At 63.3% G+C, this 26,725-nt stretch carries 27 protein-coding genes; 8 read left to right on the top strand and 19 right to left on the bottom strand.

What is annotated here, in order from left to right:
* Positions 1-46 precede the first annotated feature (46 nt).
* Positions 47-247 carry a zf-TFIIB domain-containing protein gene (locus ASF96_RS10110; protein WP_156458798.1) on the top strand — a complete coding sequence of 67 codons (201 nt, stop codon included), beginning with the start codon at positions 47-49 and terminating at the stop codon, positions 245-247.
* 40 nt (positions 248-287) lie between these two features.
* Here ASF96_RS10110 and ASF96_RS10115 read toward each other — a convergent pair whose 3' ends face one another.
* The 10 genes from ASF96_RS10115 to ASF96_RS17545 all read right to left on the bottom strand — a co-directional run bounded on the left by ASF96_RS10115 (position 288) and on the right by ASF96_RS17545 (position 8,849).
* A complete protein-coding gene (locus ASF96_RS10115) occupies positions 288-1,454 on the bottom strand; it encodes a thiolase family protein (RefSeq protein ID WP_055938697.1) in 1,167 nt (388 codons plus the stop codon).
* Position 1,455: 1 nt separating this feature from the next.
* Positions 1,456-2,103 (bottom strand): 3-oxoacid CoA-transferase subunit B, encoded by a 648-nt coding sequence (locus tag ASF96_RS10120; protein ID WP_055938700.1) that lies wholly within the window; start codon positions 2,101-2,103, stop codon positions 1,456-1,458.
* The gene (locus tag ASF96_RS10125; RefSeq protein WP_055939438.1) at positions 2,100-2,846 is read right to left on the bottom strand and encodes a 3-oxoacid CoA-transferase subunit A; all 747 of its coding nucleotides are present in this window, start codon (positions 2,844-2,846) and stop codon (positions 2,100-2,102) included. The genes ASF96_RS10120 and ASF96_RS10125 overlap by 4 nt, the downstream gene beginning before the upstream one ends.
* A gap of 165 nt (positions 2,847-3,011) precedes the next feature.
* Positions 3,012-3,794: an IclR family transcriptional regulator domain-containing protein gene (locus ASF96_RS10130; protein WP_055839566.1), complete on the bottom strand. Its 783-nt coding sequence runs from the start codon at positions 3,792-3,794 to the stop codon at positions 3,012-3,014.
* Positions 3,795-3,867: 73 nt separating this feature from the next.
* On the bottom strand, positions 3,868-4,800 hold the full coding sequence (locus tag ASF96_RS10135) for a helix-turn-helix domain-containing protein (protein WP_235560576.1): 933 nt from the start codon (positions 4,798-4,800) through the stop codon (positions 3,868-3,870).
* Between the two features lie 151 nt (positions 4,801-4,951).
* A complete protein-coding gene (locus ASF96_RS10140; RefSeq protein WP_055938703.1) occupies positions 4,952-5,254 on the bottom strand; it encodes a hypothetical protein in 303 nt (100 codons plus the stop codon).
* A 1,080-nt stretch (positions 5,255-6,334) separates the two neighbouring features.
* Positions 6,335-6,784 (bottom strand): hypothetical protein, encoded by a 450-nt coding sequence (locus ASF96_RS10145; RefSeq protein ID WP_055938706.1) that lies wholly within the window; start codon positions 6,782-6,784, stop codon positions 6,335-6,337.
* A gap of 94 nt (positions 6,785-6,878) precedes the next feature.
* Positions 6,879-7,940, bottom strand: coding sequence for a hypothetical protein (locus tag ASF96_RS16925; RefSeq protein ID WP_156458799.1), 1,062 nt, complete (start codon positions 7,938-7,940; stop codon positions 6,879-6,881).
* A gap of 2 nt (positions 7,941-7,942) precedes the next feature.
* Positions 7,943-8,338 carry a hypothetical protein gene (locus tag ASF96_RS17630; RefSeq protein WP_162239427.1) on the bottom strand — a complete coding sequence of 132 codons (396 nt, stop codon included), beginning with the start codon at positions 8,336-8,338 and terminating at the stop codon, positions 7,943-7,945.
* A 382-nt stretch (positions 8,339-8,720) separates the two neighbouring features.
* Positions 8,721-8,849, bottom strand: a complete 129-nt coding sequence (locus ASF96_RS17545; protein ID WP_268768490.1) for a hypothetical protein — start codon at positions 8,847-8,849, stop codon at positions 8,721-8,723.
* A 156-nt stretch (positions 8,850-9,005) separates the two neighbouring features.
* Between ASF96_RS17545 and ASF96_RS10155 the strand changes: the two genes are divergently transcribed.
* Positions 9,006-10,619 (top strand): sensor histidine kinase, encoded by a 1,614-nt coding sequence (locus ASF96_RS10155; protein WP_055938711.1) that lies wholly within the window; start codon positions 9,006-9,008, stop codon positions 10,617-10,619.
* A 1,694-nt stretch (positions 10,620-12,313) separates the two neighbouring features.
* Here the strand turns inward: ASF96_RS10155 and ASF96_RS10160 are convergent.
* Entirely contained in the window at positions 12,314-12,514 is a 201-nt protein-coding gene (locus ASF96_RS10160; protein ID WP_156458801.1) for a hypothetical protein, read from the bottom strand.
* 236 nt (positions 12,515-12,750) lie between these two features.
* On the opposite strand from ASF96_RS10160, the gene ASF96_RS10165 reads away from it, so the two are divergent.
* The 3 genes from ASF96_RS10165 to ASF96_RS16935 all read left to right on the top strand — a co-directional run bounded on the left by ASF96_RS10165 (position 12,751) and on the right by ASF96_RS16935 (position 15,463).
* Complete coding sequence (locus tag ASF96_RS10165; RefSeq protein ID WP_055938716.1) at positions 12,751-13,143, top strand: helix-turn-helix domain-containing protein; 393 nt, start codon at positions 12,751-12,753, stop codon at positions 13,141-13,143.
* A 992-nt stretch (positions 13,144-14,135) separates the two neighbouring features.
* Positions 14,136-14,624, top strand: coding sequence for a hypothetical protein (locus ASF96_RS17170; protein WP_162239418.1), 489 nt, complete (start codon positions 14,136-14,138; stop codon positions 14,622-14,624).
* Between the two features lie 254 nt (positions 14,625-14,878).
* On the top strand, positions 14,879-15,463 hold the full coding sequence (locus ASF96_RS16935) for a hypothetical protein (RefSeq protein WP_156458802.1): 585 nt from the start codon (positions 14,879-14,881) through the stop codon (positions 15,461-15,463).
* Positions 15,464-15,530: 67 nt separating this feature from the next.
* Here the strand turns inward: ASF96_RS16935 and ASF96_RS10170 are convergent, their stop codons facing one another.
* Positions 15,531-15,815, bottom strand: a complete 285-nt coding sequence (locus ASF96_RS10170) for a hypothetical protein (protein WP_156458803.1) — start codon at positions 15,813-15,815, stop codon at positions 15,531-15,533.
* Between the two features lie 277 nt (positions 15,816-16,092).
* Between ASF96_RS10170 and ASF96_RS16940 the strand changes: the two genes are divergently transcribed.
* Positions 16,093-17,391: a HEPN domain-containing protein gene (locus tag ASF96_RS16940; protein WP_156458804.1), complete on the top strand. Its 1,299-nt coding sequence runs from the start codon at positions 16,093-16,095 to the stop codon at positions 17,389-17,391.
* A gap of 178 nt (positions 17,392-17,569) precedes the next feature.
* Here the strand turns inward: ASF96_RS16940 and ASF96_RS16945 are convergent, their stop codons facing one another.
* The 6 genes from ASF96_RS16945 to ASF96_RS10190 form a co-directional block, all read right to left on the bottom strand.
* On the bottom strand, positions 17,570-18,439 hold the full coding sequence (locus ASF96_RS16945) for a DUF4238 domain-containing protein (RefSeq protein ID WP_156458805.1): 870 nt from the start codon (positions 18,437-18,439) through the stop codon (positions 17,570-17,572).
* A 111-nt stretch (positions 18,440-18,550) separates the two neighbouring features.
* On the bottom strand, positions 18,551-19,528 hold the full coding sequence (locus ASF96_RS16950; RefSeq protein WP_156458806.1) for a hypothetical protein: 978 nt from the start codon (positions 19,526-19,528) through the stop codon (positions 18,551-18,553).
* A 40-nt stretch (positions 19,529-19,568) separates the two neighbouring features.
* A complete protein-coding gene (locus ASF96_RS10175) occupies positions 19,569-19,883 on the bottom strand; it encodes a hypothetical protein (protein ID WP_055938719.1) in 315 nt (104 codons plus the stop codon).
* A gap of 63 nt (positions 19,884-19,946) precedes the next feature.
* Complete coding sequence (locus ASF96_RS10180) at positions 19,947-21,026, bottom strand: DUF3644 domain-containing protein (RefSeq protein ID WP_235560577.1); 1,080 nt, start codon at positions 21,024-21,026, stop codon at positions 19,947-19,949.
* An 11-nt stretch (positions 21,027-21,037) separates the two neighbouring features.
* Entirely contained in the window at positions 21,038-22,417 is a 1,380-nt protein-coding gene (locus ASF96_RS10185; protein ID WP_055938722.1) for a hypothetical protein, read from the bottom strand.
* 29 nt (positions 22,418-22,446) lie between these two features.
* Positions 22,447-24,261 carry an ATP-binding protein gene (locus ASF96_RS10190; RefSeq protein WP_156458807.1) on the bottom strand — a complete coding sequence of 605 codons (1,815 nt, stop codon included), beginning with the start codon at positions 24,259-24,261 and terminating at the stop codon, positions 22,447-22,449.
* 206 nt (positions 24,262-24,467) lie between these two features.
* Here ASF96_RS10190 and ASF96_RS10195 point away from each other — a divergent pair, with 206 nt between their 5' ends.
* A complete protein-coding gene (locus ASF96_RS10195; RefSeq protein ID WP_235560578.1) occupies positions 24,468-25,730 on the top strand; it encodes a DNA-methyltransferase in 1,263 nt (420 codons plus the stop codon).
* Here the strand turns inward: ASF96_RS10195 and ASF96_RS10200 are convergent.
* Positions 25,727-25,921, bottom strand: a complete 195-nt coding sequence (locus ASF96_RS10200; RefSeq protein ID WP_055938728.1) for a hypothetical protein — start codon at positions 25,919-25,921, stop codon at positions 25,727-25,729. The genes ASF96_RS10195 and ASF96_RS10200 overlap by 4 nt on opposite strands.
* Before the next feature lie 112 nt (positions 25,922-26,033).
* Between ASF96_RS10200 and ASF96_RS10205 the strand changes: the two genes are divergently transcribed.
* Positions 26,034-26,600, top strand: coding sequence for a helix-turn-helix domain-containing protein (locus tag ASF96_RS10205; protein ID WP_055938731.1), 567 nt, complete (start codon positions 26,034-26,036; stop codon positions 26,598-26,600).
* The last annotated feature ends 125 nt before the right edge of the window (positions 26,601-26,725 follow it).

Here is a 26,725-nt window from a genome sequence, read left to right on the forward strand (position 1 = left end):
CGATGCCGGGCGATGCCCGCGACCCACGGTGACGAGCGGAACGGTCATGACCTACGGAGACCCCTACGACGAGGGCGCGCAGCCGATCTGCCCCTCGTGCGGCGTGACGATGCATCCGCTGCTCGAAGAGGGCGGCGGGGCCGACGAATGCCGGGAGTGCGGTTTTCAGTTGGAGTGGTCCGACCCCGGTTCCCCGCGCGGCGACGACGACGATCGCCCGCGGGATCGCTGGGCCGACGAGTCGTGACGGACTGAACCGCCCTCGACCCCGAGCGAGGCGCGGGGCCCTACCGCTCCAGCACCACGGCGAGGCCCTGACCCACGCCGATGCAGATCGCCGTCACCGCGACACCGCCGCCGCGGCGCTTCAACTCGTGCGCGGCGCGGGCGATGAGACGTCCACCCGAGGCACCGAGCGGGTGCCCGATCGCGATCGCGCCGCCGGTCTCGTTGAGCAGCTCCGGGTCGAGCTCGGTCCAGAGCTTCGCGCACGCGAGCGACTGCGACGCGAACGCCTCGTTCAACTCGACGAAGGTCACGTCGGCCCACGTGCGGCCCGCGCGGGCGAGCGCGCGGTTGGCCGCTTCGACGGGCGCGATGCCGAACACGTCGGGATCGTTGCCGAACGCGGCGCGGCCCGCGATGCGCGCCAGGGGCTCGGCATCCAGTGCCCCTTCCGCGCCCAACAGCACGGCCGAGGCGCCGTCGTTGATGGGCGAGGAGTTGCCCGCCGTCACCGTGCCGTCCTTCTGGAACGCCGGACGGAGCCCGGCGAGCACTTCGGCGGTGGAGTCGTCGCGAATGCCCTCGTCGCGGGCGAGCGCGTGACCCTCGACCTGCACGATCTCGTCGTCGAAGCGCCCCTCGGCCCACGCTGCCGCCGCGAGGCGGTGGCTGCGGGCGGCGAAGGCGTCTTGCTGCTGGCGCGAGATGTCGTAGATCTCGGCGAGCTTCTCGGCGCTCTCGCCGTTCGAGATCGTCCACTCCGCGCGCAGGCGCGGGTTGGTCATGCGCCAGCCGATCGAGGTGTTCCACATCGTCTGATTCGCGGCGGGGAAGGGGCGCGGGCTCTTCTCGACCACGAAGGGCGCGCGGGTCATCGACTCGACGCCGCCCGCGAGGATCACCTCGGCATCACCGGCCTCGATCGCTCGTGAGCCCTGGATCACGGCATCCAGAGACGAACCGCACAGCCGGTTGATGGTCGTGCCGGGCACCGACGAGGGGAAGCCCGCGAGCAGCGCGCCGAAGCGCGCCACGTTGCGGTTGTCTTCGCCCGCTTGATTCGCGTCGCCGAAGACGATGTCTTCGATGCGGGCCGGGTCGATCCCCGTGCGCTCGACGACGGATGCCATGACGGTCGCCGCGAGATCGTCGGGGCGCACGTCGGCGAAGGCCTTGCCGTGGCGCGCGAAGGGGGTGCGGACGGCGTCGTAGACGAACGAAGCGGGCATGTCAGGCGTCCTGTTCGATGAGGGTGAGACCGAGCAGGGCCTCGATCTCGGCGTGCGTGTTGTCGCCGAAGAGCTCGCGTACGCGCAAGCCCTCGGCGGTGACGTCGAAGACGCCGTGGTCGGTGTAGACGCGCGAGACGCAGCCCACGCCGGTGAGCGGGTAGGTGCACGCGGCGACGAGCTTGGGCTCGCCGGCCTTCGTGAGCAGGTCGGTCATGACGTACACGTCCTTCGCGCCGATGGCGAGGTCCATCGCACCACCGACCGCGGGGATCGCCCCGGGCTCACCCGTCGACCAGTTGGCGAGGTCTCCCCCCGCCGACACCTGGAAGGCACCGAGAACGCAGACGTCGAGGTGGCCGCCGCGCATCATCGCGAACGAGTCGGCGTGGTGGAAGTACGCCGCCCCCGCGAGGGCGGTCACGGGCTGCTTGCCCGCGTTGATGAGGTCGGGGTCGACGCGTCCACGCTCGGGCGCGGGGCCCATTCCGAGCATGCCGTTCTCGGTGTGCAGCACGATCTCGAGACCCGCGGGCAGGTAGTCGGCCACGAGGGTGGGCGCCCCGATGCCGAGGTTCACCACGGCGCCTTCGGGGATGTCGGATGCCACGCGCGCGGCGAGATCCGTGCGGGAGATGCGGGTGGTCACTGTGCTGCCCCTTCTTCGGCCAGAGCCCGGCCCTCGATGTCGACGCCGCCGACGAAGGCGCCCTCGCGGAGCCACCGGCGCTCACCCACTGAGACCACGCGGTCGACGTAGAGGCCCGGGGTGACGACGGTCTCGGGGTCGAGGGTGCCGAGTTCGACGACCTCGTCGACCTGGACGATGGTCGTCGCGGCGGCCGCCGCCATGATCGGTCCGAAGTTGCGCGCCGTCTCGCGGTAGACGAGGTTGCCCCACCGGTCTGCGGCGCGGGCGCTGATCAGCGCGGCATCCGCGTGGATGGGGTACTCGAGCACGTAATCGCGGTCGCCGATGCGCCGCGTCTCTTTGCCCTCGGCCAGCTGCGTGCCGAAGCCGGTGGGGGTGAAGAATCCGCCGATGCCGGCGCCCGCGGCGCGGATGCGCTCGGCGAGGTTGCCCTGCGGCACGAGCTCCAGCTCGACCTCGCCCTCACGGTAGAGCCGGTCGAACACCCACGAATCGCTCTGGCGGGGGAACGAGCAGATCATCTTGCGCACCTGCCCCGCGGCGAGCAGAGCGGCCAGGCCCGTGTCGCCGTTGCCGGCGTTGTTGTTGACGACGGTGAGGTCGCTCGCGCCGTGCGCGATGAGCGCGTCGATCAGTTCGACGGGTTGACCTGCGCGACCGAAGCCGCCGATCATCACGGTCGCACCGTCGGAGATGCCGGCCACGGCGGTTGCGAGGTCGGGAACGGTCTTGTCGATCATGCGGAGAACCTTCCGGTTGTTCGCCTGGCGCACACTCGTACGTCTTGCGAACACTGTACTCCCGACGCGCGCGGGCGACAAGGGTCGATCGAGCGCACCGTCTCGCACGAGTCCCTGGCATCCCGATCCGGCATCCGTCGCCGCCACGGGACAGCGGGGTACCGGTCAGACGAGCCGGATGTCGGCGTCGATCTCGGCGGCGGCGACGCGCAAGGCTGGGAGGCAGGCGTCGCGCCACGCGTCGGCGTCGCCGCGGGCGCTCGCAGAGATGTTCACCGCCGCCACCACCGCTCCCGAGCGGTCGTGCAGCGGAGCGGCCAGCGACCGCAAGCCCTCCTCGAGCTCGCCGTCGACGAGCGCCCACCCCTGGGTGCGCACCGCGTCGAGTTCGGCGACGATCGCGTCGACGTCGGTGCGGGTGCGCGGGGTGAGGCGCTCGGGATGCGACGCCGCGACGACCTCGCGCGCACGCTCGGCAGGGATCGCCGCCAGCAGCACGCGCCCCATGCTGGTGGCGTACGCGGGGAACCGCGTGCCGATCGTGATGCCGACGCTCATGATCCGACGGGTGGGGACGCGGGCGACATAGACGATCTCGGCGCCGTCGAGCACGGCCGCCGAGACGCTCTCACCGACCTCGCGAGACAGGTGTTCCAGGTGCGGCTGGGCGAGAGCGGGCAGCGACAGGGCCGAGAGGTAGCTGAAACCCAGCTCCAGCACGCGCGGGGTGAGCGAGAAGACGCGACCGTCGGCGCGCACGTACCCGAGGGTCTCGAGCGTCTGCAGGAAACGTCGGGCCGCCGCACGGGTGAGCTCCGCCCGACGGGCCACCTCGCTGAGGGTCAGGGCCGGGTGCTCGGCATCGAAGGTGCGGATCACCTCGAGGCCGCGGGCCAGCGACTGGACGAACTCGCCCGTCGCACCCTCGCCGTCGCCCGTCGCGCTCACGCGGCTCACTTTATCGGGGCGTCGGCCGCACGCTCGTCGGGCGCACGCGCGAGGGGCGGTTGCGTTCGCCCGTTCAGGGGGCCGTCGCCTCCGACGACCCGAGGCGCACCGCCAGTTCCATGCAGCGGAGGCGGGCCGGAGAGAAGTCGTAGGGCATCGCCCAGATGATGTCGGCCGCGTTCCGCGCGCGCGCCTGCCTCGCGGGGTGAGGGCCGGGCACCGTGTCGACGCCCTCGGATGGGTGCGACTCGTCCCAGGCATCGAAGATGGCGTCGTCTTCCTCGAGCTGGCCGGACTCCTCGACGACGCGCATCAGCGCGGTCTCGAAAGCGTGCCGCTCGGCGGCGATCTGCGCCACCCGGGGGTCATCGACGGCGACCAGGTCGTCGAGCGCCTCCTCGGCGGCAGAGACGCGGTCGGACTCGGCGCGCAGATCGGGGTGCGAGGCCAGGGCGACGAAGCGGCCCGCCTGGACGGCGGCACCGAGCGGACCGAAGATCCGCTCGGTGACCAGCAGCGCGTCGAGGTCGTCTTGGCGCAGCGAGCCCTCGGGAGCGACCTCGAGGCGGCGCGAGACGATGTCGTCGAGCAGTCCACGCCGGCTGCCGTGCGTGCGCATCCGCTGCACCGCAGCGCGCTTGCGCCGCAACTCGGCTTCTTGCGCGGCAGGGGCATCGTCCAGGCGCGCGAGGACGCTCTCGACCGCCTCGGCACCGCCGTCACCGCCCGGCGCCGCGTCGGCGAAGGCCTCGCGGATGTCGTCGAGGGCGATTCCGGCGTCGGTCATCCGCCGGATCCAGAGCAGACGGATGACGTCTTCGTACCCGTAGCGGCGGCGACCGTCGGCGCCCCGCTCACGCTCCGGCAGCAGATCGACCTGGTGGTAATGCCGGATCGCCCGGGGAGTGATGCCGACGAACGCCGCGGCGTCGCCGATCAGGACCTCACGGGGCGGGGCGGGGAACGGGCGCATGGCGGACCTCTCGGAGTGAGCTGCGATGGACATGCTTCGAGCAGATCACATGACGTTGCGAGAGGTGCAAACGGACCACAGGGCGGATCCCGACCCCTCCCGCACGCGGCGCGCCGTCTTGCCGGAACGTCTCCCGTCGGCGGATGCCGGGGTCGAAGTGCGTCGACAGGGTCGGCCTGCGGCGCTAGATGAGGTCCACGTAGCCGCTGGCGTACGGATCGATGTCGCCCACGTGCGCAGTCGGACGGGTCGCGTCGATGATGTCGGCATCCACCCGCACCGTCTTCGCCGAGATCGTCACCGGGGTCGTGGAGCTGAAGAAGATGCTGATCCGCTGGCCTCCGTCGACGGACACGTCGACGAACCCTCCCCCGGCTCGAACGACTTCGGTGATATCCCGTTTCAGATTGCCGACCGTCTCGAGGGGCGCAAGCGCATGCGTGACACCCTCAACGCTGATGTGCAGCCGTTCGATGGTGTGGGACATACTCCGAAACCTAGGCCCGTCGTCGGCGTTTGAGACCGGGGTTGCGCTATCTCGAAAGGGCGCGGCTCGCGCGAGCGCGCTGCCCTCCGGGCGGATTCACTGAGCACAGAACGTCATCGCAGGAAGACCATGCCGGTGAGGGCGAGAAGCACCAGCAGAGACGAACCCCCGACGGCGAAGAGATTGCGCGAGAACGTCGCCGAGGAGCTGCGACGTGCGCCGCCGTGCGCGCCTGGGCGCCGGCGAGCGTGTGTCGCACGTTCACCACATCGATATGGATGCCGCCTTCCACCAGCTGCGTGAACGCGCTCGAAGCAGTCAACTTTCCTCACCCTGCACCTCGATCGACCGGGCGAGACGGGGATTCGCGCTGTCGCGCGCGGCGGCGGTTACTGCCACCGGCTCATCGCTGCACTTCTTACTGAGAAGAAGCTTTGTCCCCCATTTGGGGGACAAAGACGTATAGCGTCTGGACTGTCCCCGCCGTCAGGCACACAACCGCCCCCCTTACTGGCGGCGGGGAATGACCTTCCGAGACAGCTCGATCTCGTCGCCGAGAATGACCTCCGCGTCGCGGGGTGACCGCACCTGCGAACACGACGAAGCCCCCGAGAATCGCACGATTCCGGGGGCTGACGTAGGCCCAGTACGCCGCAACTCGAACAAATCGGTACTTCTACCACCATCCCTGTTGGAACTGCGAAAACTGGCTGGCCTAGCGCCGAAGTTGGTAGCTTCAGACTCGCCCTCGGAGCGACCGCCTCGGCTCCTGCGTCGTCGGCTTAATCCCGCTTTCGTCACTGAGATCGCTGAGAAGTATCGGGCTGGCGCGACGACGCCATCCCTCTGCGCGGAGTACACCGTCTCGAAGGGTGGCCTGCTGAAGCTGCTACGCGACGAAGGCGTGCAGCTTCGCTGTCAGCCGCTCACCGACGATCAGGTCCGCGAAGCCACCGCACTCTATGGCAGCGGCAAGTCCATCGCAGCTATCGCCATGCACTTCGATGTCAGCTGCAACGGCGTCCGACAAGCCTTCGTTCGGGCAGGTGTAGAGCGTCGACCTCGCGGTGGGAGGCGAGCCTAGGCGGCCTTCGAAGTGTCCCCGGCTTGTCGCCGTACCTCGTTGTCTGCGTGCTCGAGTAGTGCCGACGTGAGTTTCTCGTAATCGATAGTGGGATGCACGAGCCCACGCACCTGGATGTTGAGGTCCTTCGAGCGATGGTTCCGCCGTGTGCCGCTCTTCGTGACAGCCGGACGCGGCGGCAGCTTCGCGAACCGTTCCTCGATCGCCTGCAGGTGCGCATACGCCCTGCCTGCTTGCTGCGGCAAGCTTGGCCGCTCCCCCGACACGTCCTGGCGGTGGGCGAGCGCTTGTTCCGACGTAAACTCCTCCGTGGGTGCGAAGAAGCCGTGCAGATCCCACTGCTCCGTGGCGCTGAGTCGAGACATGCCACCGCCGTCATGCTCCAACCATTCGTAGCGCAGGTACGCTCGCTGCTTCAGATAGGTCTTGTTCGTGAGTCGTGGCACATCAGCTGCTCCTGTTTAGTTGTATCCCCAGTGTGAACCGGAGGAGACCAGATGCAAGCACCAGCGGCTTGAAGCGCCACGAGCTCCTTCGAAGCTACAGATAGTTGACGTAGGAGAACTCAAGCCTGTCGTGAAAATCTAGAAAAACGTTCGTCGCAGTCAGCACATTGAAGGTTAGGCTCCCTAGATCTTGCGGCTCGCACCTGATGCCATCCGGTCGGAGGCCGCCAAACCACGCTCCGAACTGAGCAGGCGTGAACTGATTGTTCGACATCACGATTACGCGGTCGATGTCTGTGGCCATCGCGAGTGCGCGGATGTCGATCTCGAGCGTCTCTGGAGCGCTGTCCCCAGCCGGATCTACGACAACTATCACGTCACCTTGGGCGTGAAGCGGCGAGCCTTCGATCCGAAACTCGGAACCCTCCTCGAAGCCGAACTCGGTCGTCATCGGGAGGACCCACTCGTAAGTGAGATGCATCTGCCCACGTAAAACGGTAGGTCTTTCTGTATTCAGCGCTCCACTCGGCTCAGCGGAGCGAAAATCGTGCGCGGAAAGAATTCCGCTCACAACATCGACAAACAGCTTTGGCGGCATGGGCGCGAGCACACTGCGTAGCGGATCGATGCCATGCCCCAATGGGCGTCCTCGCCATGCCGGCCCGTCAACGCGCATCGAACGGTGCGCTGGCATGTGTTCGATTGCCCGCTCTAGCGTTGCGTGTTTCGAGATATTGAATGTAGTGCTCTTCTGCGATGCGATCTTCGCCAAGCCGCCACGGCGGTCTACGAAGTCACGAACATCGACCGCCAGGAACACATCCGCAGCTTCGACGTAAACAGTCAGGTAGACGGGCTCAGGTGCGTTGTACCAAGAGCGAACGTGATCCAGCTCAAGCGACGGCGTAGTGACTGTCTCGGCTGCGGCGAAGTCAGTCGCCGTTACGGTCGTGTCGTGAAAACCCTTCGCTTGAAACCAGATGCGAGGACCGATCACTTCCTTTTTTCCATCGACCTCCACCCACAGGTGCACGCCCACACCGATGGCTGCGCGATCAACTGGGTACTCAAGCAGCACACCCTTCTGAGTCAAAATGCCGCGGAGCTTCGCCATGTAGGTCTGCTCGAGAATGTCGTCGTCAGTGATCCGGGGCACGGCTACGCAACTCCTTTCGGCTGCGCTGCCTCCGCATGCTTTGTGGCGGCATCGAACGAGGGGTATCCCGAGGTCCGGTCGATAAGGGTCAGAACCATATCTCCCTTCGTGAAGCGGTCTGTGAAGTAGGTGCCCTCGACCTCTTCGGGTTTGAGCGAGGTGGGGTTGAGGTTGCATGCACCTGCGCTCCGCATGCTCCGATGCGACTCGGACATCTTTGGGAGGTTGTCGTACGTGAACGTCAAGTTGTCCACTGAGCTCTCGTATGCCGGCAACCAGGTAGCGGCCGTGCTCTTGCTTGCGCTCTGGTCGGTGTAGAGACGGAGGTGGACGGCCCAAAATGACTGCTTGACCTCAAGGAATCCGGCAATCGGTCCCCGGTTCCCACCCTCAGGAATGTGCGAGTCGGGGTGAGGTGTGAATAAATGTGATTGTTCGAGGCTTTATCTGATCGGAGGTGTTCAGCAAGGTGCTAATTTCAGGCGCCGCTGAAGCTCGACAGCGGATCCTCGAGCGCTGCCCGATGAGTGCATGCCGCAGACTCGCGTCGAGGGCGAGATCCCGAACATCGCTCCCGACTTCTCGCTGATCAAGTTCCGGCAAGGTACTGAACGATCTGCCGACCGACAGCACCTTGCCGGAGCAGGTCAAGATCTTCAACCTGGCCTGCTGCGCGATCGGAGATCCTCGGCGCCGCACCACCTGCGGCGACCGTCGCTCTTACCGACCTCGGCCGCGAGATCCGCCTGCTCGGGACGCCCCGAGATTCGAAGAAATTGTTCAGCATCCATCACCACCGACCCCGTCCCAGTCGCTCGACTTGTGTGCGAACTGGTGATCGCGGTGGGAGGCATCGGGGAGTCCCGTGACGACGTGCGGAATATTTAAGTACGCGAGAGAAATGGTCACCGCGTCCCGTTGCCCGGCTGAATGCTTCCGCACTTCGATGGTCGTCATTCGGCGTAGAGGCCGCACTTCTGGAATAAATCTCACTCACTGCTAGCCTTTGCGCAGTTCGGCTTGACCGCGACGGAGGATCTTGATGGGTCTGTGCGAGGAGCGGGAGTGAACCTGGTGCGGCCGCGTGGCGCGAACATGGGCGCGTTGCGAAGGATCATGCTGCCGCAGGTGTTGTTCTTTGGGGTGACGCTCAGCAGCGCCGCTGCTGCTGTAATAGCCCACGGCGATCTCCTCCCGCGCGCGTTCTACGCTTCTCTTGCCATCGTTGCCCTTGCAACTCTGGGAGCGGTCCTTCTTTCGCTTCGATTCGGACTCAAGGTTCCGGCGAGCTGGTTTGTGGCATTTCCCCTCATCGATCTTGGGGTCTGGGCTGCTCTTCGCGACGGATTCGTACAGGCATTCACCCCCGGAGCGTTCGCGGTCATCTTCCCACTGACCTGGCTTGCGTTCCTGTTTGCAATGCGGTTTTTGTGGGTCGCCGCCGCGACACTGACGTTCGCGGGGGTCTACCCGCTCCTGACCCAACCGTCGGCGGACAGGGCATCGATAGTCAGCGCCTTGGCCTTCCCCGTGTTCATGATGATCTTCGCCTGCGGTATAGCCGTCATCTCGCGCCAGTTCTGGCGGGCGCAAGAAGGATGGGGGCGCGCGGCGGACCGCGTGGGAGATCTCACCCGAGAGCATTCCCAGACGGCGTCGACTCTCGACACCGTCCTGAATGCAGCGTCGGACGGGATCATCATCTTCGACTCTCGGGGAGTCGCAGTCAGTGTCAGCCAAGAGGCGAGACGCTTACAAACAGCATTCACGATGCACGAAGCAGGCCCGGCCATCTTTGCTGGACGGTTCGCTGATGGCAGCCCCATTCCGCCCGCCGATGAATTCATCGCCAGGATGCGCGCGGGAGAATTCGAGGCCGGAACCACCGCACATCTGTCGGGCGCCGACGGCGATCTTGCGATCCGCTTTTCCGCTCACCCAGTAATTAGTTCCGATGGAAGACTCATGGGACATGTCATGATCACTCACGACGTGACAGAGCTTACGGCTGCTGTGCAGGCGCGCGAAACGTTCCTGCGCACCGTTGGTCACGAGCTTCGAACACCACTGACGGTGATCCTCGCGCGAGCAGAACTGCTCGCCGATATCCCCGAAGCGGCCACCGCCGCTGAGACGATCATCCGGGCAAGTGAGAAGCAACTTGCCGTGATCAAGCAGTTGCTCGCCGCAAGCCGTTCACACCGACCAGGCGCATCGACGCGCATTGAGCTAGCGTCATTGATCCGCAAAGTGGTCGCCGACGTCAAGAGAACGGCTCCCGCAACGGACCGGTCGATTCGGTTCGATACTGCGCAAAGCGACGTGGCCGTGTGGGGCGACCCCGAGGATATCGGAAAGATTCTCTCCGCGCTCCTCGCCAACGCCTGTCAATACAGCGCTCCAGGAACCACGGTTGAAATGACACTGTCCGCAACGGCTGTTGCCGCGGTCGTCGACGTCGACGATAGCGGCGTCGGGATGACCGTGGCAGAACGCTCGCAGGCGTTCGACGCGTTCTACAGGACCGAGTATTCACACAAGCAGGCGATACCCGGGGTAGGGCTCGGATTGACCCTTGCTCTTCAGATTGCACAAGCGAACGGTGGCACCTTGACACTACTGCCCGCGCCCTCCGGGCGCGGTACGCGAGCGCGACTCACACTCACCCGTCGCGACTGACGCCCTATTAAGGCCTAACCTGTTTCCCGCTGACCTGCTGTAAGAAACCAAGTGGGTCCGGCTTAGATTGCCACCCAAGTTTCGGGGGGTGTTGAGTGAATGAGCGTGTGAGAGACGTGGTGCGTCGGGTGCTGTGTGAGCAGCCGGATATTCTCATTCGGTTCACTGCTGGAGTCAGGTCCGATAGCTACCATCGGGGCCCCACCACGTTGTTTCTCCACCCGATGTACAAGCCTCTTGTCGACGAGCCGCGTCGAGGCATGAACAATTGAGCGTCACACCCACCTGCTACGGGCACGGGGACGTGTCGCTGAACCGTCATGAAGGTTCACACGGTCTTTCTGTCATCCGATCGGACGATTCTTGGGCTGCTGCGCTACGTCGAAGAACACCCCGGGGCGGCCAAAGTCGTGATCGACATGCGGTCACGAGATCGAGTCCGCTGCGGCCCATGCCTCGATCCGGAGCGCGAGCATCACCGAGAACGCAACCTTGATCTCGAGGTCATTTGTTCGAGTAAAACTGGTTTGGTAGCGGGAGCGGGGCTTGAACCCGCGACCCCACGATTGGGTCGTTACCATGATCGAGGGTTTCTGCGGGGCATCACGACATCCGGCTTCCCAAGCGGGACAAGCTCAGGAGTAAAGGTCTGAGATCGGCTCGTGTCGCCCATTCTGCGGGGTAGATGCGGGGTTGTGGCAGTTCGCGGCCGGGTCGCCTTCTTCGTCGAGGCGTCGGCCTTCCTCGAAGAAGTCGGCGCGGAGCTGGTTCATGCTTTGGCTGTTGCGGCGTGCGTCGGCCACGCCGGGTGCGAGAGGTACGAACGCGCCGTGCGGAAGATCATCACCCCGCGCATCGATGACCTGGCCCTTACGGAGGCCACACCGGACCCGCTGCAGCGCAACTTAGACACCATCTCGCCGAGGTGCTGGCCCGCGGCCGTCTCGGCATCGCGGATTACACGTTCCACAGCTCCGAAAGACCATGGCCAGGGCGCTCGATCAGGCTGGTCTGACGCCGCGCGACATCGCCAAGTACCTCGGGCACGCCGACCCCGCGCTGACTATGGGCACCTACATGTCAAAAACGGTGAGCGGCAGCCGAGCGTCAGATGCTCTTGACGCCGTCCTTGGCCTACGGGCATCGCCCTAGTTGCCGTCCGGCCCATCGCCATCCCACGATCGGTGAGCGATGTGCAACGCTTTGCTGCCCGACAGAATCGTGGCCCAATCTTCGCGCGCCGGTGAGATTCCGGATCCGATGACCCACTCCACGGCATCCTCGAAGGTGAGGCGGCTGATTGGCCGGTGTACGTGCTTGTCACCTGCGTTCGGGATAGCAAGATGAAGGTGTGGACGCGTTTCGTGGCTACTTCCGACTGGGTGCCAATGGATGGCCCACAGATCTTGGTCGGCCTTGCTCAACGAATAGATGAACTCGAGAGTCGTGACCCTCCAGCCTTCATCATGCTCGACAAACCGATACTTCATCGAAGCACGGAAGCAGTACCCTCCGGGGAACACTATCCCTTGTCCGGGGCCGTTGAGCGTCCACGAGTGGTCGCGGTGTACGTCCGAACGGCCTCCGGGCGATACAGCGATCTTGGCCTGGCCTAGGCAGGCGACGGCAGCCTCAAGCGGTTCGATGAATGCCCGGAAGGCATCCGGAGGAGTCCTCCCGGGCATTCGAGTTGATCACCGCGCGAACGGCGCGAGCGTAACAAGGTGGAGGATCTCGAGATCCTCCGAATCCGAGTAGTCGCCGCGATCCAGGCAAGTCAGGAACTCGACCCGCGAGATGCCGAGTCGGTCCGAGATGAGCTGCTCCATCTGGGAGCGCGATTCCTCAAGCTGCATCTCGTCCGTCGCCGGAACCGTGATGTCGATGATGCTCATGATCGTCTCCTTTTGTCTGAGGTTCTGCACACTACAGACAACCTCCGACATCGCCGATGCTAGCTGATCCACCTGGATATAGGGCGTGATCGAGGAGCCAGCGAAGGTGTGGGGTTTGTGCGGGACCGCCCGCACCACAAAGACAGAAGCCCCGGCGTGAACCGGGGCTGATCTGGGATTGAGTAGAGCCAGTACACCACTACTCGAAGAAATCGGCACTCCTGCCGCCACCCCTGGTGGAACTGCAGAAATTGGCTGATCTGGAGCCGAATTGGACCGCCTCCGCTACGCCCCGAGAGCCGGTCAGCCGATCGCTTCGACGGCGCATCGACCCAGCCCTGGTCAAGCAGATTGCCACCGAGTACGAATCGGGCGCGACGACGCCGAGTCTCTGTGAGACCTACGGCCTCTCCAAGACGGGGATGCTCCGCTTGCTCCGAGACGAGGGGGTAGCGCTGCGCCGCCGGCCGCTCACAATCGACCAGGTTGAACTCGCGAAGAAGATGTACGAGCACGGCCGTCCAATCGCCGCCATCGCAACCCGTCTCGACACCAGCTACAACAACGTCCGGCAACGCCTCATCAAGGAGGAAGTCCAGTTGCGGCCGCGCGGCGGTAGCCACAAGTGAGGTGACTGACCCTCGGCGTTACGAGCATCGACCTGTGGCCCAAATGTGGCTCCCCGTCGTTCGACCCACCACTCGTTTTCGACACGGGGTATCAAGTCGACTCGACACGCGTGTTCAGGGGAGCTTCTCACCGCAGTTTCGCTCAAGCCGAAATCCATCAGTTTCGCAGCATGCCGAGCGCCGTTTGCGCGAAGCTCGTTGACGTCCACGCTCATCGGATGCGCAAACGGCTAGCGCCGTCGGAGATCAGTCGACTTCGTGGCACCACGTACGGAGTCGACGGGCAGGCCTGACTAGGCTCGCGGCATGGGGGTCACCGGAATCAGGTCTAAATCGCCCAGCGCGCTGCCTGCTCGAGAGCGGCGGGCTCTTCATTGGCGCGCCGTGTGCTCAGCCTTGATCTGCATCTCGATCGCCGTGTTCTGCGCCCTGACTGCGGTTCTCTTCTTCGCATCCACGGTGGGGTACACAGACGAAGGAGAGGAAGGCTATGCGATCGCATTGGCCTCCGCTCTCGCGCTTTTGGCCGTGGGCCTTTGCATGGGCGCTGCGAGGTGCATAAACGGTCTCGGGAGCTTATCCACTGCTCCCTCTCTTCTGCTGACGTTCACGGTGACAGCAATATGGGTGAGCGTCACAGTTGCCGCCTATCTCGTTGGCGCGACAAGTGGATCCAACAGCGACCTTGTGACCTCCACTGGACTGACTGTCCCCGCGGCACTCGTCGGACTCCTCGGCACCGTCGTTACCACCGCTGTGATAATCATCGGACGCAAAGCTGATTCAACACGCGTAGCGCGAGATCAGTCGTTCTCGGCGGAGTGATCCTTGGGTTGCTCATCCTGCGCCGCTAGCGTCCGCCGAAACCAGCAGGACGCGGGGTCAGCGAGGTCGTCTCGTGCGGCAGTCCCCACGCGGATGGACTCATCTCCGGAGCCCCCAACATCGACGCCCTAGAGTGTCCCCACTGGCCTACCAACAGAGATGATGCAATGCTCCGACGCCTAGCCGCGATAGCCTCTGCCACCCTCCTCCTGACCATTGGACTCGCGGCTTGCGGTGGGCGCGAAACCGAATCCAGACCACAGCCTCCGGCGGCCTGGGACGGCGACCGGATCGATATCGATGCCAGCGAGACCGAACCGAGAATGTCGTTGATGATCTCGCCCGGGGGTAGTGCCAAACTGACGAACGTGCCAGAAGGGCAGTGGGTAAGGACAGATTCCGGAATTTGTTGGGACGACACAGGTGAGGTCTACTCGGGTGCCGCAACATGGGACTGGTTTTCCGAGACCGGCATTGAGGTGAAGTTCGAAGACTCCGTAGTTATCTTCTGGGCATGGCCCGGCAAGTTCGGAAGCTACGACTGGTCGGAGTTCAAGATGGTGAACTGCCGGGGCGACCGAACATGGGGGATGCGACTGACTTGCGGGTCCGCCGGCACCGTGGACCTCCCACCATGCAGAGTCTCATCGGAGTAGATGGTTGCCGAGAACGATCGCTTCCAGGCCGAGCTTGGGACGAACCAATAGTTCCACGACGGGCGAGGAAAGCGCGTCACGGAGAACAGTGATTGATCCAAGCAACCGCTCCTCCGTCCGCACGGAGGTCCCACGTTGGCCTCGAGCAACTGTTCGAGTAAGACTCGAATCCTGTCCCAGAAGTAGGCCCAGTACACGACAACTCGAAAAAGTCCTCCAGTCACCTCCCACCAACCCTGCCCGAGCTCCAGAAGTTGGCGGCCAAGACACAGACCACCTCGGCCCTACAGGACGAGCCTTCTGCTCCCGCGCCCCGGAGCCTGAACCGCCGTCTCGACCCGGGCACCTGGAAAGAGATCGTTGCCAAGTACAACGCCGGTGCCACCACTCCACAGCTCTGCGCGGAGTGCAACCTGTCGAAGGGAGGCCTCCTGAACCACCTTCGAGATAGAGGGGTTCAACTCCGTCGCCAGCCGCTCAGCGGCGAGCAAGCAGAAGAGGCGAGTCGGCTCTACGGCTACGGCTTCTCGATCGCCGCCATCGCGGACTACCTGGACACCAGCTACAACGACGTCCGCCAGAACTTCGAGCGCCTCGGCATCGAACGTCGACCACGCGGCGGGTCGCAGTCGAAGTCGAACAGTCCAAGAAGCGCACTCCTCGATGAACAGCAAGGGATGCAGGCAGTACTGCTTTACACCTCGGGCGGCTCCCCCGAGTCGGTCGCCGCCGCCGTCGGCACAAGCAGAGCAGCGGTGCGCACGTATCTGCTCGAGATGGGCGTGCCGCTTCGCGGCCGTGGCCGACCGCCCCGGTATGCCATCACCGCCATCGCCTGAGCAACCTGGCTGCCCCCGCGAGCAGCCTGGGTCGAATCCGTCGGCCCCAAACGGGGCCGACGACGCCCTACTTCTCCGTGATTCGGTGCCCAGCGTTTGGGATCTCCCAGTACTCCGGAATCATCCTGATCAGCCAGGTCAGACTGCCTGCCCTGTCCGAATCATCGATCTGCTCGACCATGACCAAGGTGTCGAAGATGGCTTGGCGGATGATCGGATTCAGCTCCGCCATCTGTTTGTCCGACAGATGCTCCACATGGAAGTCCTCCATCGCGTTGCGCACGTTCATGGCGATGAGCATGGCGTGCTGCTGCCGAGGCGTCAGTTCCGCGAAACCCGCTACCTGCATCATGAGCCAGACCCCTCGGGGGCCAGAGTGAATGTCGTGATGCGTTTGCCAGGGTCCATGTACGAGTCAGTATGCACGCACAGCATTCGTTCGGGAAGACGTGAAAATTACATCACACTCGAAGTATTCGCAGATCCTCCCAGCGGGTGTCCGCGCAGGTCCAAACTTACGGGTCACATTCAGGCGCGAATCCCGAGCTGCCAGCAGTCTTCAGGATCATCTACGAAGCACACCTGGATTTGTCGTGGCGTGGAGACGCCAACACGACTATTCTGGGTGAATGCCCGATTCTTTTGCGCTGCAGTCTCGAATTGGCTTTCTCATGGATGGTATCGCTGACACTGACCTCATGTCCGCTGTATACGAACACGACGCCCTCGGCGTGCGCGTTCGGGTTCCATATCACGTCTCAGCCGACGACGTCCGGAGCCGATGGTGGAGTCCCGGCATCATGTTCGCGGACGACCCCGATCGGAGTAAGTACAGCTACGATCCGCCGAGCGAACTCGACTACTACGACAGTGAGGGCGCAGTTGGACTCGTTGGTTGTAGGGGTGTGCCCGCCAAGCAGAGGTTTAGCGGCGGCAAACCCGCGGTCGGCGTTGGGATAATTCGCGCCTCGTACGCCGTGGAAGGCGCAGGTCTAGCCGAGAATTACGTCAAGCTGAACGGCCTCCGCTCGGACATCGATGGTCTCGCATATTGGTTGGGGTATTCAGCGCTCACGTCCACATTCAGTTTCAAGAAGGATGGGACTGGTGGGTCGATGACAACTACCGCTGAACCCGTGGATGACATGAAACTCGGCCGGTCTCTGAACCTCCGGGCTGTGGCCCGAGCGAGCAGTTCTGGGCAACAGACGCCGGAGGTGACGTATCGGAGCGAGGTTTTCCTTCAAACCTTCACCAAGACGTCAACTAGCTGGGACGACCACCTCACCATCCATTTCGGTGTGCGGAACTTGTTGCGCATCGCCGCCTGGAAGCCACTCAGTTTTCAGAGTCATGCGGCCGCGAGCACGAAGGAAGCTTTCGTCCTGAAGGAAGTGGAACAGCAGCCCTGGTACCCGGTTCGGACAGCTAGAACATCCATCTCCGAAGCAATTTGGGCGGCCAGAGACCGATTTCTCTTCACATACGCAGACATTGGCAGGGTAGGAGTGGGGCGTTGGCTCAAGCTTGCGAGTCGATATGCTCGTGGCATCGACCCGCTGATTCATCTTCTGGATCTTGAGGGAGCAACTATTGATGCTCACGTAATGCAGTTAGGTGTCGCGTTGGAGGCCGTTGGATATCAAGCGCTAATTGATGCGGGACAGACACCGGCCGTGGCCAACGCTATGAATGTAAAAGGACGGATCGATCTCTTGATCGCAGAGGTAGGGAACGCCGTTACCTTCAGTACAACGACGTTCGCCCAAGACCTCGCGGATTCATACAACTCTGTCAAGCATGCCAACCGCGCGCCGGTTGCTCCCGCGAAGAAGCTCGAGCATTATCGGCGCGGGGTTCAGCTGCTTCGCGCTTGGATCGGTCTACGCCTGGGCGTTAAAGAGGCCGTTATTCGCGACCGTTGGTAGACCTCGATTTTTATGAAGTTCGTCGCCAAACTTGGGTCGACGCGCGGGTGATCTGGCCGTGTCGACGCCGACGCGCTTCGACGTAGCTACAGCCAGGACTTTGGCGCCTAATGGACGCGCTTGGGAATCATTTGGTCCCTGTCGCGGACTTCGGCTAGCTCGACGTAAAGGTGGCGCGTCAAGCATTGGCGGCGCTCGGCGCACCACGCCGAGCAGGAATGTCATTGAGATCGTTAAAAACGCGGATTGCTTGGGGAACACCCGCGCCACTTGGCCCCACCTGATACTTCCACATCTCCGCAACAAAACTATTTATGATGGGCGCTTCGAGCGTGTCGATGACCACCGTCGATTCCATTGCTATCTTCATGTTCAGCATCCGGTGAAGGTCAGAAGCGTCGTCATCGCTTGGAAGTTGCTCACCGAACACGATCATGCTGCCGGGTGCCAGCGGCATCGCCACGAAGGTTCGTTGACGATTCTTGTCGGGGTTCAGCGAGATTGCATGGATACCGGCGTCGCCTAGCAGCATCGGTGGGCCGTGAAGGATTTGCATCTTGGGGGGCAGTAGACGGGCGGCAAGTGGAAGGTGCTGCAACCGGGCGGCCTTGAGTGCCTCACGGTCCATGACTGTTGCGAGCCGATCGAGTGGATTCGGACTGTCATCCGTGCGACCCCAGTGCGCCGGATTTGGCATCATCATGGCGTTGCCGCCGGGAAGACCCTTCTCGTTGGCCGCGGAGCCTCGGAGCGCGCGGAACCGGTCATGCACCAGGACCGCATACTCCCGCACGGCATTCCAGTCGCGATCGGTCGGCGTAGCGGATCGATCGAGCAATCGCCGCAGCGCCCGACTCGTTGCGGTCTCCACCTTCCCGTATGCCGCTTCGATTGAAGGAGCGTTGAGACCAAGTTCAGCGGCGACCTTTTTGCCCACCTCGAGCTGCTTTGGCTCGTTCCAGCCCCTGACGAGAACGGTAATTCGGTTCTCGGTCGCCCATTGGCGCATGTGAAACCGACTGATGTAGTGATCTTTCGACAAATCCATGGACGCCACCTTCTCTTAGTTTGACCGAAACGGCGCTCGGACGGTGACCGCTGAGGTTCAATCCCGCGGCATCGCTAGCAAGCGTCGTCGCCATGGCCGAATCGGCAAGTCCTACATTCTCCTGATCATCCACCGTGGCGTCGCGAAGTCGACAAACGCATCCCGCGACGCGGCGGGCCACACCGCACCGTCCGTACGGCCATGCACTGGGGGCGCAGGCATCGAGAGTGCGTGTGAGACGTGGGCGTTGTACCAAGCAGGGCGCTTCAGTTTGTTCAACGAAACGCGAAGGGGATCGGCGCCATATCGAGCTTGCCAACGACTCTCGAAATCGGCTCGACCGATCGGCGAAAGCATCACGCGAGAGTCGATAGTGAAAACGAGCCGCCTGAGCAGCGCCACAGCATCACGGACGAGCGGTAGGTCGACTGACACCACATCTCCGGGTGCCATTACCGGCACGTGACCGGTTCGGAACGTGCTAGAACTCTGAAGGGTCGCTATCGCGGGTTGCGCCGCCAGTGATGCAGATGCCAATCGATCATTGGCTCGGGCACTCGAGTGGACAAGAGAGTTTCGCACCTCTTTGTAGAAGCGGTACACCTGAAGTGCTGCATCGACGACCGTGGTCGATGAGAAGACGAGGTTGTCTGCGGCAACTGCTTGTGAGTAGATCCCTCCCATAACAGGATCAGACGCCAACACCGAAAAGACACCGCTATATCCCGGCGTACCTCCGCTCGAGTATGAGAATTGGCTTGCTCGAGAGGCTCCTACAATTCCGTGCTCTGTTTCGAGGCTCTCTGCCCACGTTTCGTACCGAGCGAACACCACGAAGAGCCACATCTCCGCCAGGTCTCGGTCTTTCGCTGCCTGATCGCGCAGTGTCTGCGCGCGGAGGTTCTGCCCAGTGGTTCCGTCCGGCATCGGAAAGAGCGCCTCGATGATGCGGTCATCCGCACCCGCCTTCACGACACGGTCAACCTGGCCAGCGAGAAGCTCAAGTCCCGCGCGACTGGTGTTTATCAAATGGAACGACTCCGTGACGGCCCGCATGAAGGTTTGAGACTCTTCGAGAAAGGTATCCACGCGGTCAGACTATTGGCCGATCCAAGCGAGCGCGCGGATGCTACAGTCGATCGATCCAGGTGTCTTCCTCGCGGTCCGCCCAGGCGTTTCCCGTGTTGGCTTGGCCCAACAGCGCCGCCCGTCCGCGAAGCATCTTGATCAGCACGTTAGCCGGTCCGACCTCGAGCTCTGCCACCGAGGCGATGCGGACACCGGTCAGCTCGGCTACTACCTCGAACTGCGCCCGGGCATCAGCGACGGCAATCTGTGCGAACAGGTCGCGGATCATCTGCCGTTGAAGCGCGGTCATCAGCATCGGTACCGCTTGCTCTTCTGTGGGCACCGCATCGTCGAGATCAAACAGTCCGCCATCCATGGCTTCCATCCTGCCGGATCGGCCGTGCCGTGGCGTCTGGTCAGTACACACCGACAACCGGGGCTACTTCGGCGCGGACGCATCCTTGGCTTCCGCGGACCGACCGGTGACGGCTTGGAAACCCTCTGCAGTTGAGCACTGCTTGATGAGGTACTTCACCCACGCCTCCGTGTACCCGTAGCCACGGCCCAGCGCGTCATACATGCAGTACTTCTCGTCTGTGCGCTCGGGCTTGTCGCTGCCATTCAGAGGACGGATCCTCTTGATCTGCCAAGCACGGAGGAAGTGGTGGCTCGTGAAGCGGTACGGAATCGCGTCCGCGACCTTGAGTTCCGCCTCTCGAGGACGAAGCAGCCCGTGCCCGACGACGGGACGGCTCTGCTCGCGGACGATGGTCTGCCCACGGCGACCCATCTCGGCTACGGTGGATCGCTCTTCCTCGGTCATGTCATCCCAGCGAGTGAATTGCATCGACATGGCATCAGCATCACGGGAAGCCATCTCAAGAACGACCCGCAGGCGAAGCTCAAACCGAGAATCGGCGGCTGTCGCTTCAGGCAGGCCGGAATGGTACTGCGCGATGAACCGCTTGAGGTCTGCGGGCAGTCGATTGCGCAACTTAAGCAACGCCTGCTCACCATCGGTGGTGAACGTGCCGACGAATACGGGAAATCTCAGAATCTCCGCTAGCGAGTACTCGGCGCCGAAGCTGCTGACGAGCTCGTCCTCAAAGTTCAGCAAGAAGGCTTGAGCGTGACCGCTGACGGTGAGACCAAGATCACAATCTGTCGACGCATGCCGGTGCTCTACTCGATTGCGGAGCGCGATGAAGAACTCGAGGTTTCGACGGACGGGATCGTCAGCATTCGTCCACCGTTCCGCGACGCACTTGGCAAGTTCCCACCGCTTGTGCTCGCCATCGACTACGACGAACCGGCGCGGGTCGTCCGGCCGCCTGTAGCGATAGTCAATACCGTCACGGGCGAAGCGCGCCTGCAGCAGGTACAGCCACGCAAGGTGCATGTGGACGACGAATCCCTCAAACGCTCTGCTCTGACCCGAGTCGTTGTAGAGACGCACCGCCAGCGTGGCTTCGTCGATCGATGCGCGAAGGGTGCTGATCCAGCGAGCGGGGCGAGGCATGTAGTTCGCGCTCAGGTGAGGAGCGACGCCTCCTGTTCTCGATGCTCGATGGCAGAAGCTAGGGCCGCCAGCACATCCTCGACTGCGCTACTCAAATCTGCTGCTCCGGCGGTGGGTGTGGCATGGACGAAGTCAATCTTGGCCTCGGCCGCAGATGGGAGCTGGGGACGCGCCGCGCAGCTCACGATGTGCACAGACGTGATGGCCGGCGCCCGGTCGCTTCCCACTCGCCGGATCCCGTAGAGGTACTTGGCGCTCTCGGACAGTACGTCCTCCGGGAGCATCCTTGCCCACGCCTTGGCGTCGAGCACCGCGACCTCTGTGAAGTCACCGCGGGTTGCCGTAACTACGACGTCTGGCAGGAGTGTGTTTGCCACGAGCGCTCGGAAGTTGTCCCGCCCGATCTCGGTCGCACGCCCGATCGCTGGCTTTACCCGCAGGTCGATCGTCATCGCGTCGGTCTCCCAGGACGCGATCGCTCCCTCACTAACCGACGCTGCCAACTCCAGACGCTCACTCAAACGATCCCGCACGGTGACGGCGAGCCATGCCTCAAACAACTCGTCGGTGTCCAAAAGCGGCACCGCCCGGTCACCGCGCTGCCGCGCGAGTAGCTCGGTGAGCACCCGCATGCATGCCGCCGCGAATCGCGTAAACGCAGGGGGCCAGGATGAAGGATCCGGATCCGCTTGATGTGGTGGGGCGGCCGCGAGTAGACCGACGTGATTGATCGGTCCGGTAATCCGGCTCAACGCCCGGCGATCTCCATCACCCAACGTGGTCTGCACGAGGCCCGCGACCTCGAGAGCCAGCGAAGAGACCGCCGAGAGCGTGATGCGCTCACCCCGACCAAACCAGCGGGCTGAGCGCGCCACCGCAGTGTTCCCCTCGTGCTGGGACAGGTAGCCAACGCGAGCTACCTCACGCTCTGTATATCCCAGGTCTTCGAAACCGCCCCCGATTCCTACAGGTACCCAACGAAGCTCACGCCCGATTCTCATCGGCCAACTATTCAGCAGCCTCCTCGCCTCGAATGCGCACGACTCAAGGGCATGCCAATCAGCGAGGACCCGGGTGCGCCCGATCGCTTCTGGTTCTGCGTACGCGTCCTCGGGGCTTGTGAGCGCGAGGCGAGACCGCCAGCTCGCAAGATCACGGCCTGCCTCCCACAGCTTCTCGAGATCCAGCGCCGTGAAGTTGCCGCTCGACGGCACATCGAGGTCGAACATGCGCAGCTCGCGTCCGGCGAGGAACGGGAGAACGAGACGCCCCGCGAACGACCGGTCCGCGGGCTCGACGATCTGCAGGTCGTCGCCGTATACCTCAATTGCCAGCCCATACGGAAGCGCGGGCGTTAGTGGGCGGCCTTCGACCCGCGCACTGACGATCACGCGTCCGTTTCGGAGATAGTCGAGACGAGTCAGCTCAACGCTCCCCAGAAGTCGGGTGAAGGGCCGAACGTCTGCGCCTGCAACGCGGTCTTCAGACGATCAACACGGCTTGCGAGAACGCTCGTGGGCGCGATGTCCAACAGACCTTCGATGGCGGCGGCGAACTGGTGTGCTGAGAATGTCGGCAGGACGAAGTGGAGAATGGCGTTGTCTACCGCAGTCGCGACGACGACGCTGTCGGGCTGCGGCTCTTCTTCACCCGCAAGCTCGACGTACCACGCGATGTAGAAGAGCGCCTTCTGATAGGAGCGAAAGTTCACCGCCTCTGTCCCGATGACCTCGCTCAACTGCTTTCCCCTTCGGAGGAGCGCCTCTTCGTAGACGTCGGACCCTGACTCGTTGTACCGAGCAAAGGCCGAGGATGGCCTCCCGAGTATCGTGCTCGCTGGGCCGTCAGCTTCTTCGATAGACGGCTGCGACAAGATGTCCGCCGACACACGTGCTTCCTCGATAGAGGGCGTGTCTGTGAGAATCACGCATGCACGACTCGCAACCTTGCGTGCAGGCGACGGCGAGTCGGCGTCCACGTTTATCGTTGCAAAAAAGCGCGGATATGGAGCAAGCGTCAACCGTGAGGGCACTGTCACGTCGTCGTCCATCGTTGACACGCCGTCACTCCGCGAATGCAGACGGAAGTCGAGCGCGCCGGCCTCCGTACCGCCCAGGCCGTGCACGAGCGCGGAGAGGTAGCCCTCGATGGGAGAGAGGTTCGCTTCCTCAATGATAACGATGGGCGCATCCTTACGCTCGTCGGTCGACCCGAGGGGCAGCAGATCCAGAAGGGGCGACTGCGCGATGAACTGCTGTCCAGCAAGGTGCGAGTAGTAACCGAGGAACTCTTCCTGTCGGGCAAGAAAGCGGCTGCCCTCGAGGCGAGTACGACGGTCTTTCTTTGCGAAGAACGCGGCGAGCGCAGACGCGATGAGCGACTTTCCGCTTCCACTCGGGCCGGCCATAAGCACGAACTGACTACCGAGCGTCGACGCGAGCAGATCATGGATGTCACCATCGCTCGCAGTGATACCGTATGCCGTTGCGAACGTCTTGAACTCTTCGATCAGCGATGTGATCTGTTCGATCGGAGCTTCTTCGTAACCGTGCCCCTGGACTGCTGCGGTGCCCGGCTGCACGTCGGACGGGGGTCCAAGCGGCGAGGCCTGGAGACGCGCCGGCGACCACTCCTGGTCACCAAGGAGAGGCACCCCCAACGGGGTTGGGACTGTGAAGCGCTTGTACTCGTCGAGCGTGAGCCCGAGTTCTGCCGCCGCTGCGGTTCGCAGCTCGTCAGTGGTCGGCTCGACGCCCCACTCGCGATCACGGGTAATTAGTACAGCGAGCGCCGCGCCTGCGGGAGCCGTGATGTCGAGCGCCCGGAATTGCTCAAGCAGCACATCGATCGCGTCAGCGCGGATTCCATTGCCGATGTGGCGGTCGCCGCCGGCCCCATCGTCGTTGAAGAGCAGCGTCTGTGTGTAGCCACGCGTTGCCTTGTTCCAGACTGTCGAGCGACCCACCTGTTCGTTCTTGAGCCAACGCTGCGTTGAGTTCAGATTGATGAATGGGTTGAGCGTGCCCGTTCGTACGTTCGGAACAAGCGTGAACAGGTCGGCCACCGCTCGGTCGGCACCTCGCGTCGAAGAGTCATAGGGAGCGGCGGCGATGCGACGCCCGGCAAGGAACGCCTGAGTCCAGTTCGAGTCGGCCGTTCGACGGACATGCTCACTGAGCTGATGCAGCGCGGTTTCGAGCGCCTCCTCGGAGACCCGTGTCATCGCGACGCCCACCTCTTCTTTCGGCCCTGAGTCATGAACCAGATCCTATCGGCGGCCCTCGACATGGTCTGGAGGCCCAGGCTTCCACGGCCAGGAAGCGAGTGTCGGCGGCCCCAGGTTTAATAGACCCGGCCCTGATTCCCGCCACACGGAGCCGGGTCCGTATCCCGGCAACAAGTAATGGCAAGGTGGACACCATGGGACAAGACCGACCTCGCGTGGTAGCGCTGAATCACGGGGTTCAACTCCCCGATATCAAGCCCCAGACCCCGGTCGCCGCCCTCGATCGTTCGGCGTGGTTGTCCCGCGAGGAGATGTTCAGCATCGCGGAGGTCGCACCGCTAGTCGGTATGGCACCCACCTTCATCGCGAAGGTCCTCGGCCGTCGCGGTCACCTCACCGTCCAGGATGTGCTCACTCTGCTCGACCAGGATGCCTTCAGCGAGACCTTCCTGCCCCGAAGCAAGGTGCTGGACTACCTCACGGCTGATCGCGAGGCATCTGCGGTCGACCACCAGACCACGGCCGCGCACCTACTCATCGAGGGCAACGTCACGGAGGCGCTCGATCTGCTGGAGCCAGGCTCTGTGCAGTGCGTCGTTACATCGACACCTTACTGGGGTCTTCGCATCTATAAGGACTCAAAGCTCGTGCAATGGGCTGACGGGGAAGAGTGCGCCTACGGCCACGAGCAGACACCCGAAGGGTTCGTCCGCCACTCCGTCCAGATCCTGTTCCAGCTGCGCAATGTACTTGCAGAAGATGGCTCCATCTGGTGGAACATCATGGACTCCTACAACACCCGCACGCAGATCAGAGGCAACGCCGCCGAGGCGCTCCGCGCGATGCAGGGTAAGGATTCCAAGTCTTGGGCGGACCACGCCGCACGCCGCTACAGCGCCGGCCACTCCTACCTCAAGGACGGTGAGTTGAGCATGATCCCCGTCCAGATCGCGCAGCGGGCGAGTCGGATTGGGCTCTTCGTCAAGAGCCTGATCACATGGGCAAAGACGAGCAGCATGCCGGAACCGCAGAACTCGCGCGTCAGTCGCGGTTCGGAGTTCGTGATCCATCTGACAAAGACTCGCACGCCGAAGTTTGACCGCGAGGCGTATCGCCGAGTCACCCCAGCGCTCGGTGGCCGCAACGTTGGCTACGAATCCGACAAGCTGGCGGACGTATGGGTGCTCCCCACCTCAAGCGGCAAGAATGGACACGGCGCGCAGTTCCCGACAGCTCTGCCGGGTCGATGCATCGCGCTGAGTACTGCGCCGAACGACCTCGTACTTGACCCATTTGTCGGGAGCGGTAACTCGGGCGTCGCCGCTCGCGCGCTGGGGCGCCGCTTTATCGGGATCGATGTCTCACCTCAGTACATCGGTATTGCTGAGACGGCCATCAGCAGCGTGCCGCAGAGCGGTTTCGCCGCAGCTACGAACGCATCCACTCATCAGGATCTGCCAATGACCGGAGAACTCTAACCCCCCGCGAGCGACTGATCCGGCTGCGCCACGGCAACGGTCGCGACCGTCACGAGCATCAGGAGTGCTGACAGACGGAAGCCCACCTTTGCGGTGCGCACGACTGCCGTATCGGTGGTCGCCGGCTTCATGTAAAACGCGACGCGACGAATCGTTGCGAGCGCCTCGTTCAGGTTGATTTCTTGCATCATCCACCCTCTCTCAGTAGTTGCTTCTTGTTGGAAGTGAATAGTTGCAAGCTACACAATCGTAGACCGAAACGCAACAAGAGACAACTAATTGATTTGTTGGTAAACTCCAACAATGAGCGACAGCCCCGCTGCCAATGACGAGCGCCCCGAACACGAAGACCCGCCGTACGTCGATCTGTTTGTTGGCCCCAACCGCGAGTCGGACAACCAACGCTTTGGCAGAATCCTCACGGAGTTTCGTCGGCTCACCGGCCTCTCCCGGAGCGACGCCGCCGCACGGCTGGACATCTCTGCCGAGTACCTACGCCTGATCGAGCTCGGCCGCCGGAGCCCAGCCTTGGGGCAGATGCGCACCTTCATCGATGTCTATGGCATCGAGGGCGCCGTGGAGAAGCCGCAACCGGGCGGCGACCGCCCTGACCTTATCCTTATGCCTCCCTATGGCGACGAGCCGTTGACCGTCGAGTTCGTGAGTCGGATTCGCGAAGCGCGCCGCCGCGGTATCGATCTCCAGACGGACGCCGAGACCCGGCGGGAAGCAGTGCGTCGCAGTGAAGCCAAGCTTCCTTCTGAGAACCGGGCGGTCGAGCTCGGTTACATCGTCTCCCTCCTCGCAACGGCCGACGACCGAACACTCACCAAGGTCTACGACATCCTGGACGGCGACGGTCGGATCTGAGCCTCGCCCGAGGCGTGCGGAGAGGAAGACGTCGGTGCTACCCAACAGGCTGCCGCCGGAGTGGGCGGGTGCGCTTGCGTCGAACGGATTGGACGAGGCAACCCTCGACAGCTTGGTCGCCCACG

The organism is Microbacterium sp. Leaf179, assembly GCF_001423785.1.
Classification (GTDB): domain Bacteria; phylum Actinomycetota; class Actinomycetes; order Actinomycetales; family Microbacteriaceae; genus Microbacterium.

Bases quoted from the DNA above. Each gene is read 5' to 3' on its own strand.
- ASF96_RS10110 (WP_156458798.1), top strand. From the start codon at position 47: ATGACCTACGGAGACCCCTACGACGAGGGCGCGCAGCCGATCTGCCCC.
- ASF96_RS10115 (WP_055938697.1), bottom strand. From the start codon at position 1,454: ATGCCCGCTTCGTTCGTCTACGACGCCGTCCGCACCCCCTTCGCGCGC.
- ASF96_RS10125 (WP_055939438.1), bottom strand. From the start codon at position 2,846: ATGATCGACAAGACCGTTCCCGACCTCGCAACCGCCGTGGCCGGCATC.
- ASF96_RS10135 (WP_235560576.1), bottom strand. From the start codon at position 4,800: ATGTCCATCGCAGCTCACTCCGAGAGGTCCGCCATGCGCCCGTTCCCC.
- ASF96_RS10140 (WP_055938703.1), bottom strand. From the start codon at position 5,254: ATGTCCCACACCATCGAACGGCTGCACATCAGCGTTGAGGGTGTCACG.
- ASF96_RS10160 (WP_156458801.1), bottom strand. From the start codon at position 12,514: ATGAGCATCATCGACATCACGGTTCCGGCGACGGACGAGATGCAGCTT.
- ASF96_RS17170 (WP_162239418.1), top strand. From the start codon at position 14,136: ATGCTCCGACGCCTAGCCGCGATAGCCTCTGCCACCCTCCTCCTGACC.
- ASF96_RS10170 (WP_156458803.1), bottom strand. From the start codon at position 15,815: ATGATGCAGGTAGCGGGTTTCGCGGAACTGACGCCTCGGCAGCAGCAC.
- ASF96_RS16940 (WP_156458804.1), top strand. From the start codon at position 16,093: ATGCCCGATTCTTTTGCGCTGCAGTCTCGAATTGGCTTTCTCATGGAT.
- ASF96_RS16945 (WP_156458805.1), bottom strand. From the start codon at position 18,439: ATGGATTTGTCGAAAGATCACTACATCAGTCGGTTTCACATGCGCCAA.
- ASF96_RS10175 (WP_055938719.1), bottom strand. From the start codon at position 19,883: ATGGATGGCGGACTGTTTGATCTCGACGATGCGGTGCCCACAGAAGAG.
- ASF96_RS10180 (WP_235560577.1), bottom strand. From the start codon at position 21,026: ATGCCTCGCCCCGCTCGCTGGATCAGCACCCTTCGCGCATCGATCGAC.
- ASF96_RS10200 (WP_055938728.1), bottom strand. From the start codon at position 25,921: ATGATGCAAGAAATCAACCTGAACGAGGCGCTCGCAACGATTCGTCGC.
- ASF96_RS10205 (WP_055938731.1), top strand. From the start codon at position 26,034: ATGAGCGACAGCCCCGCTGCCAATGACGAGCGCCCCGAACACGAAGAC.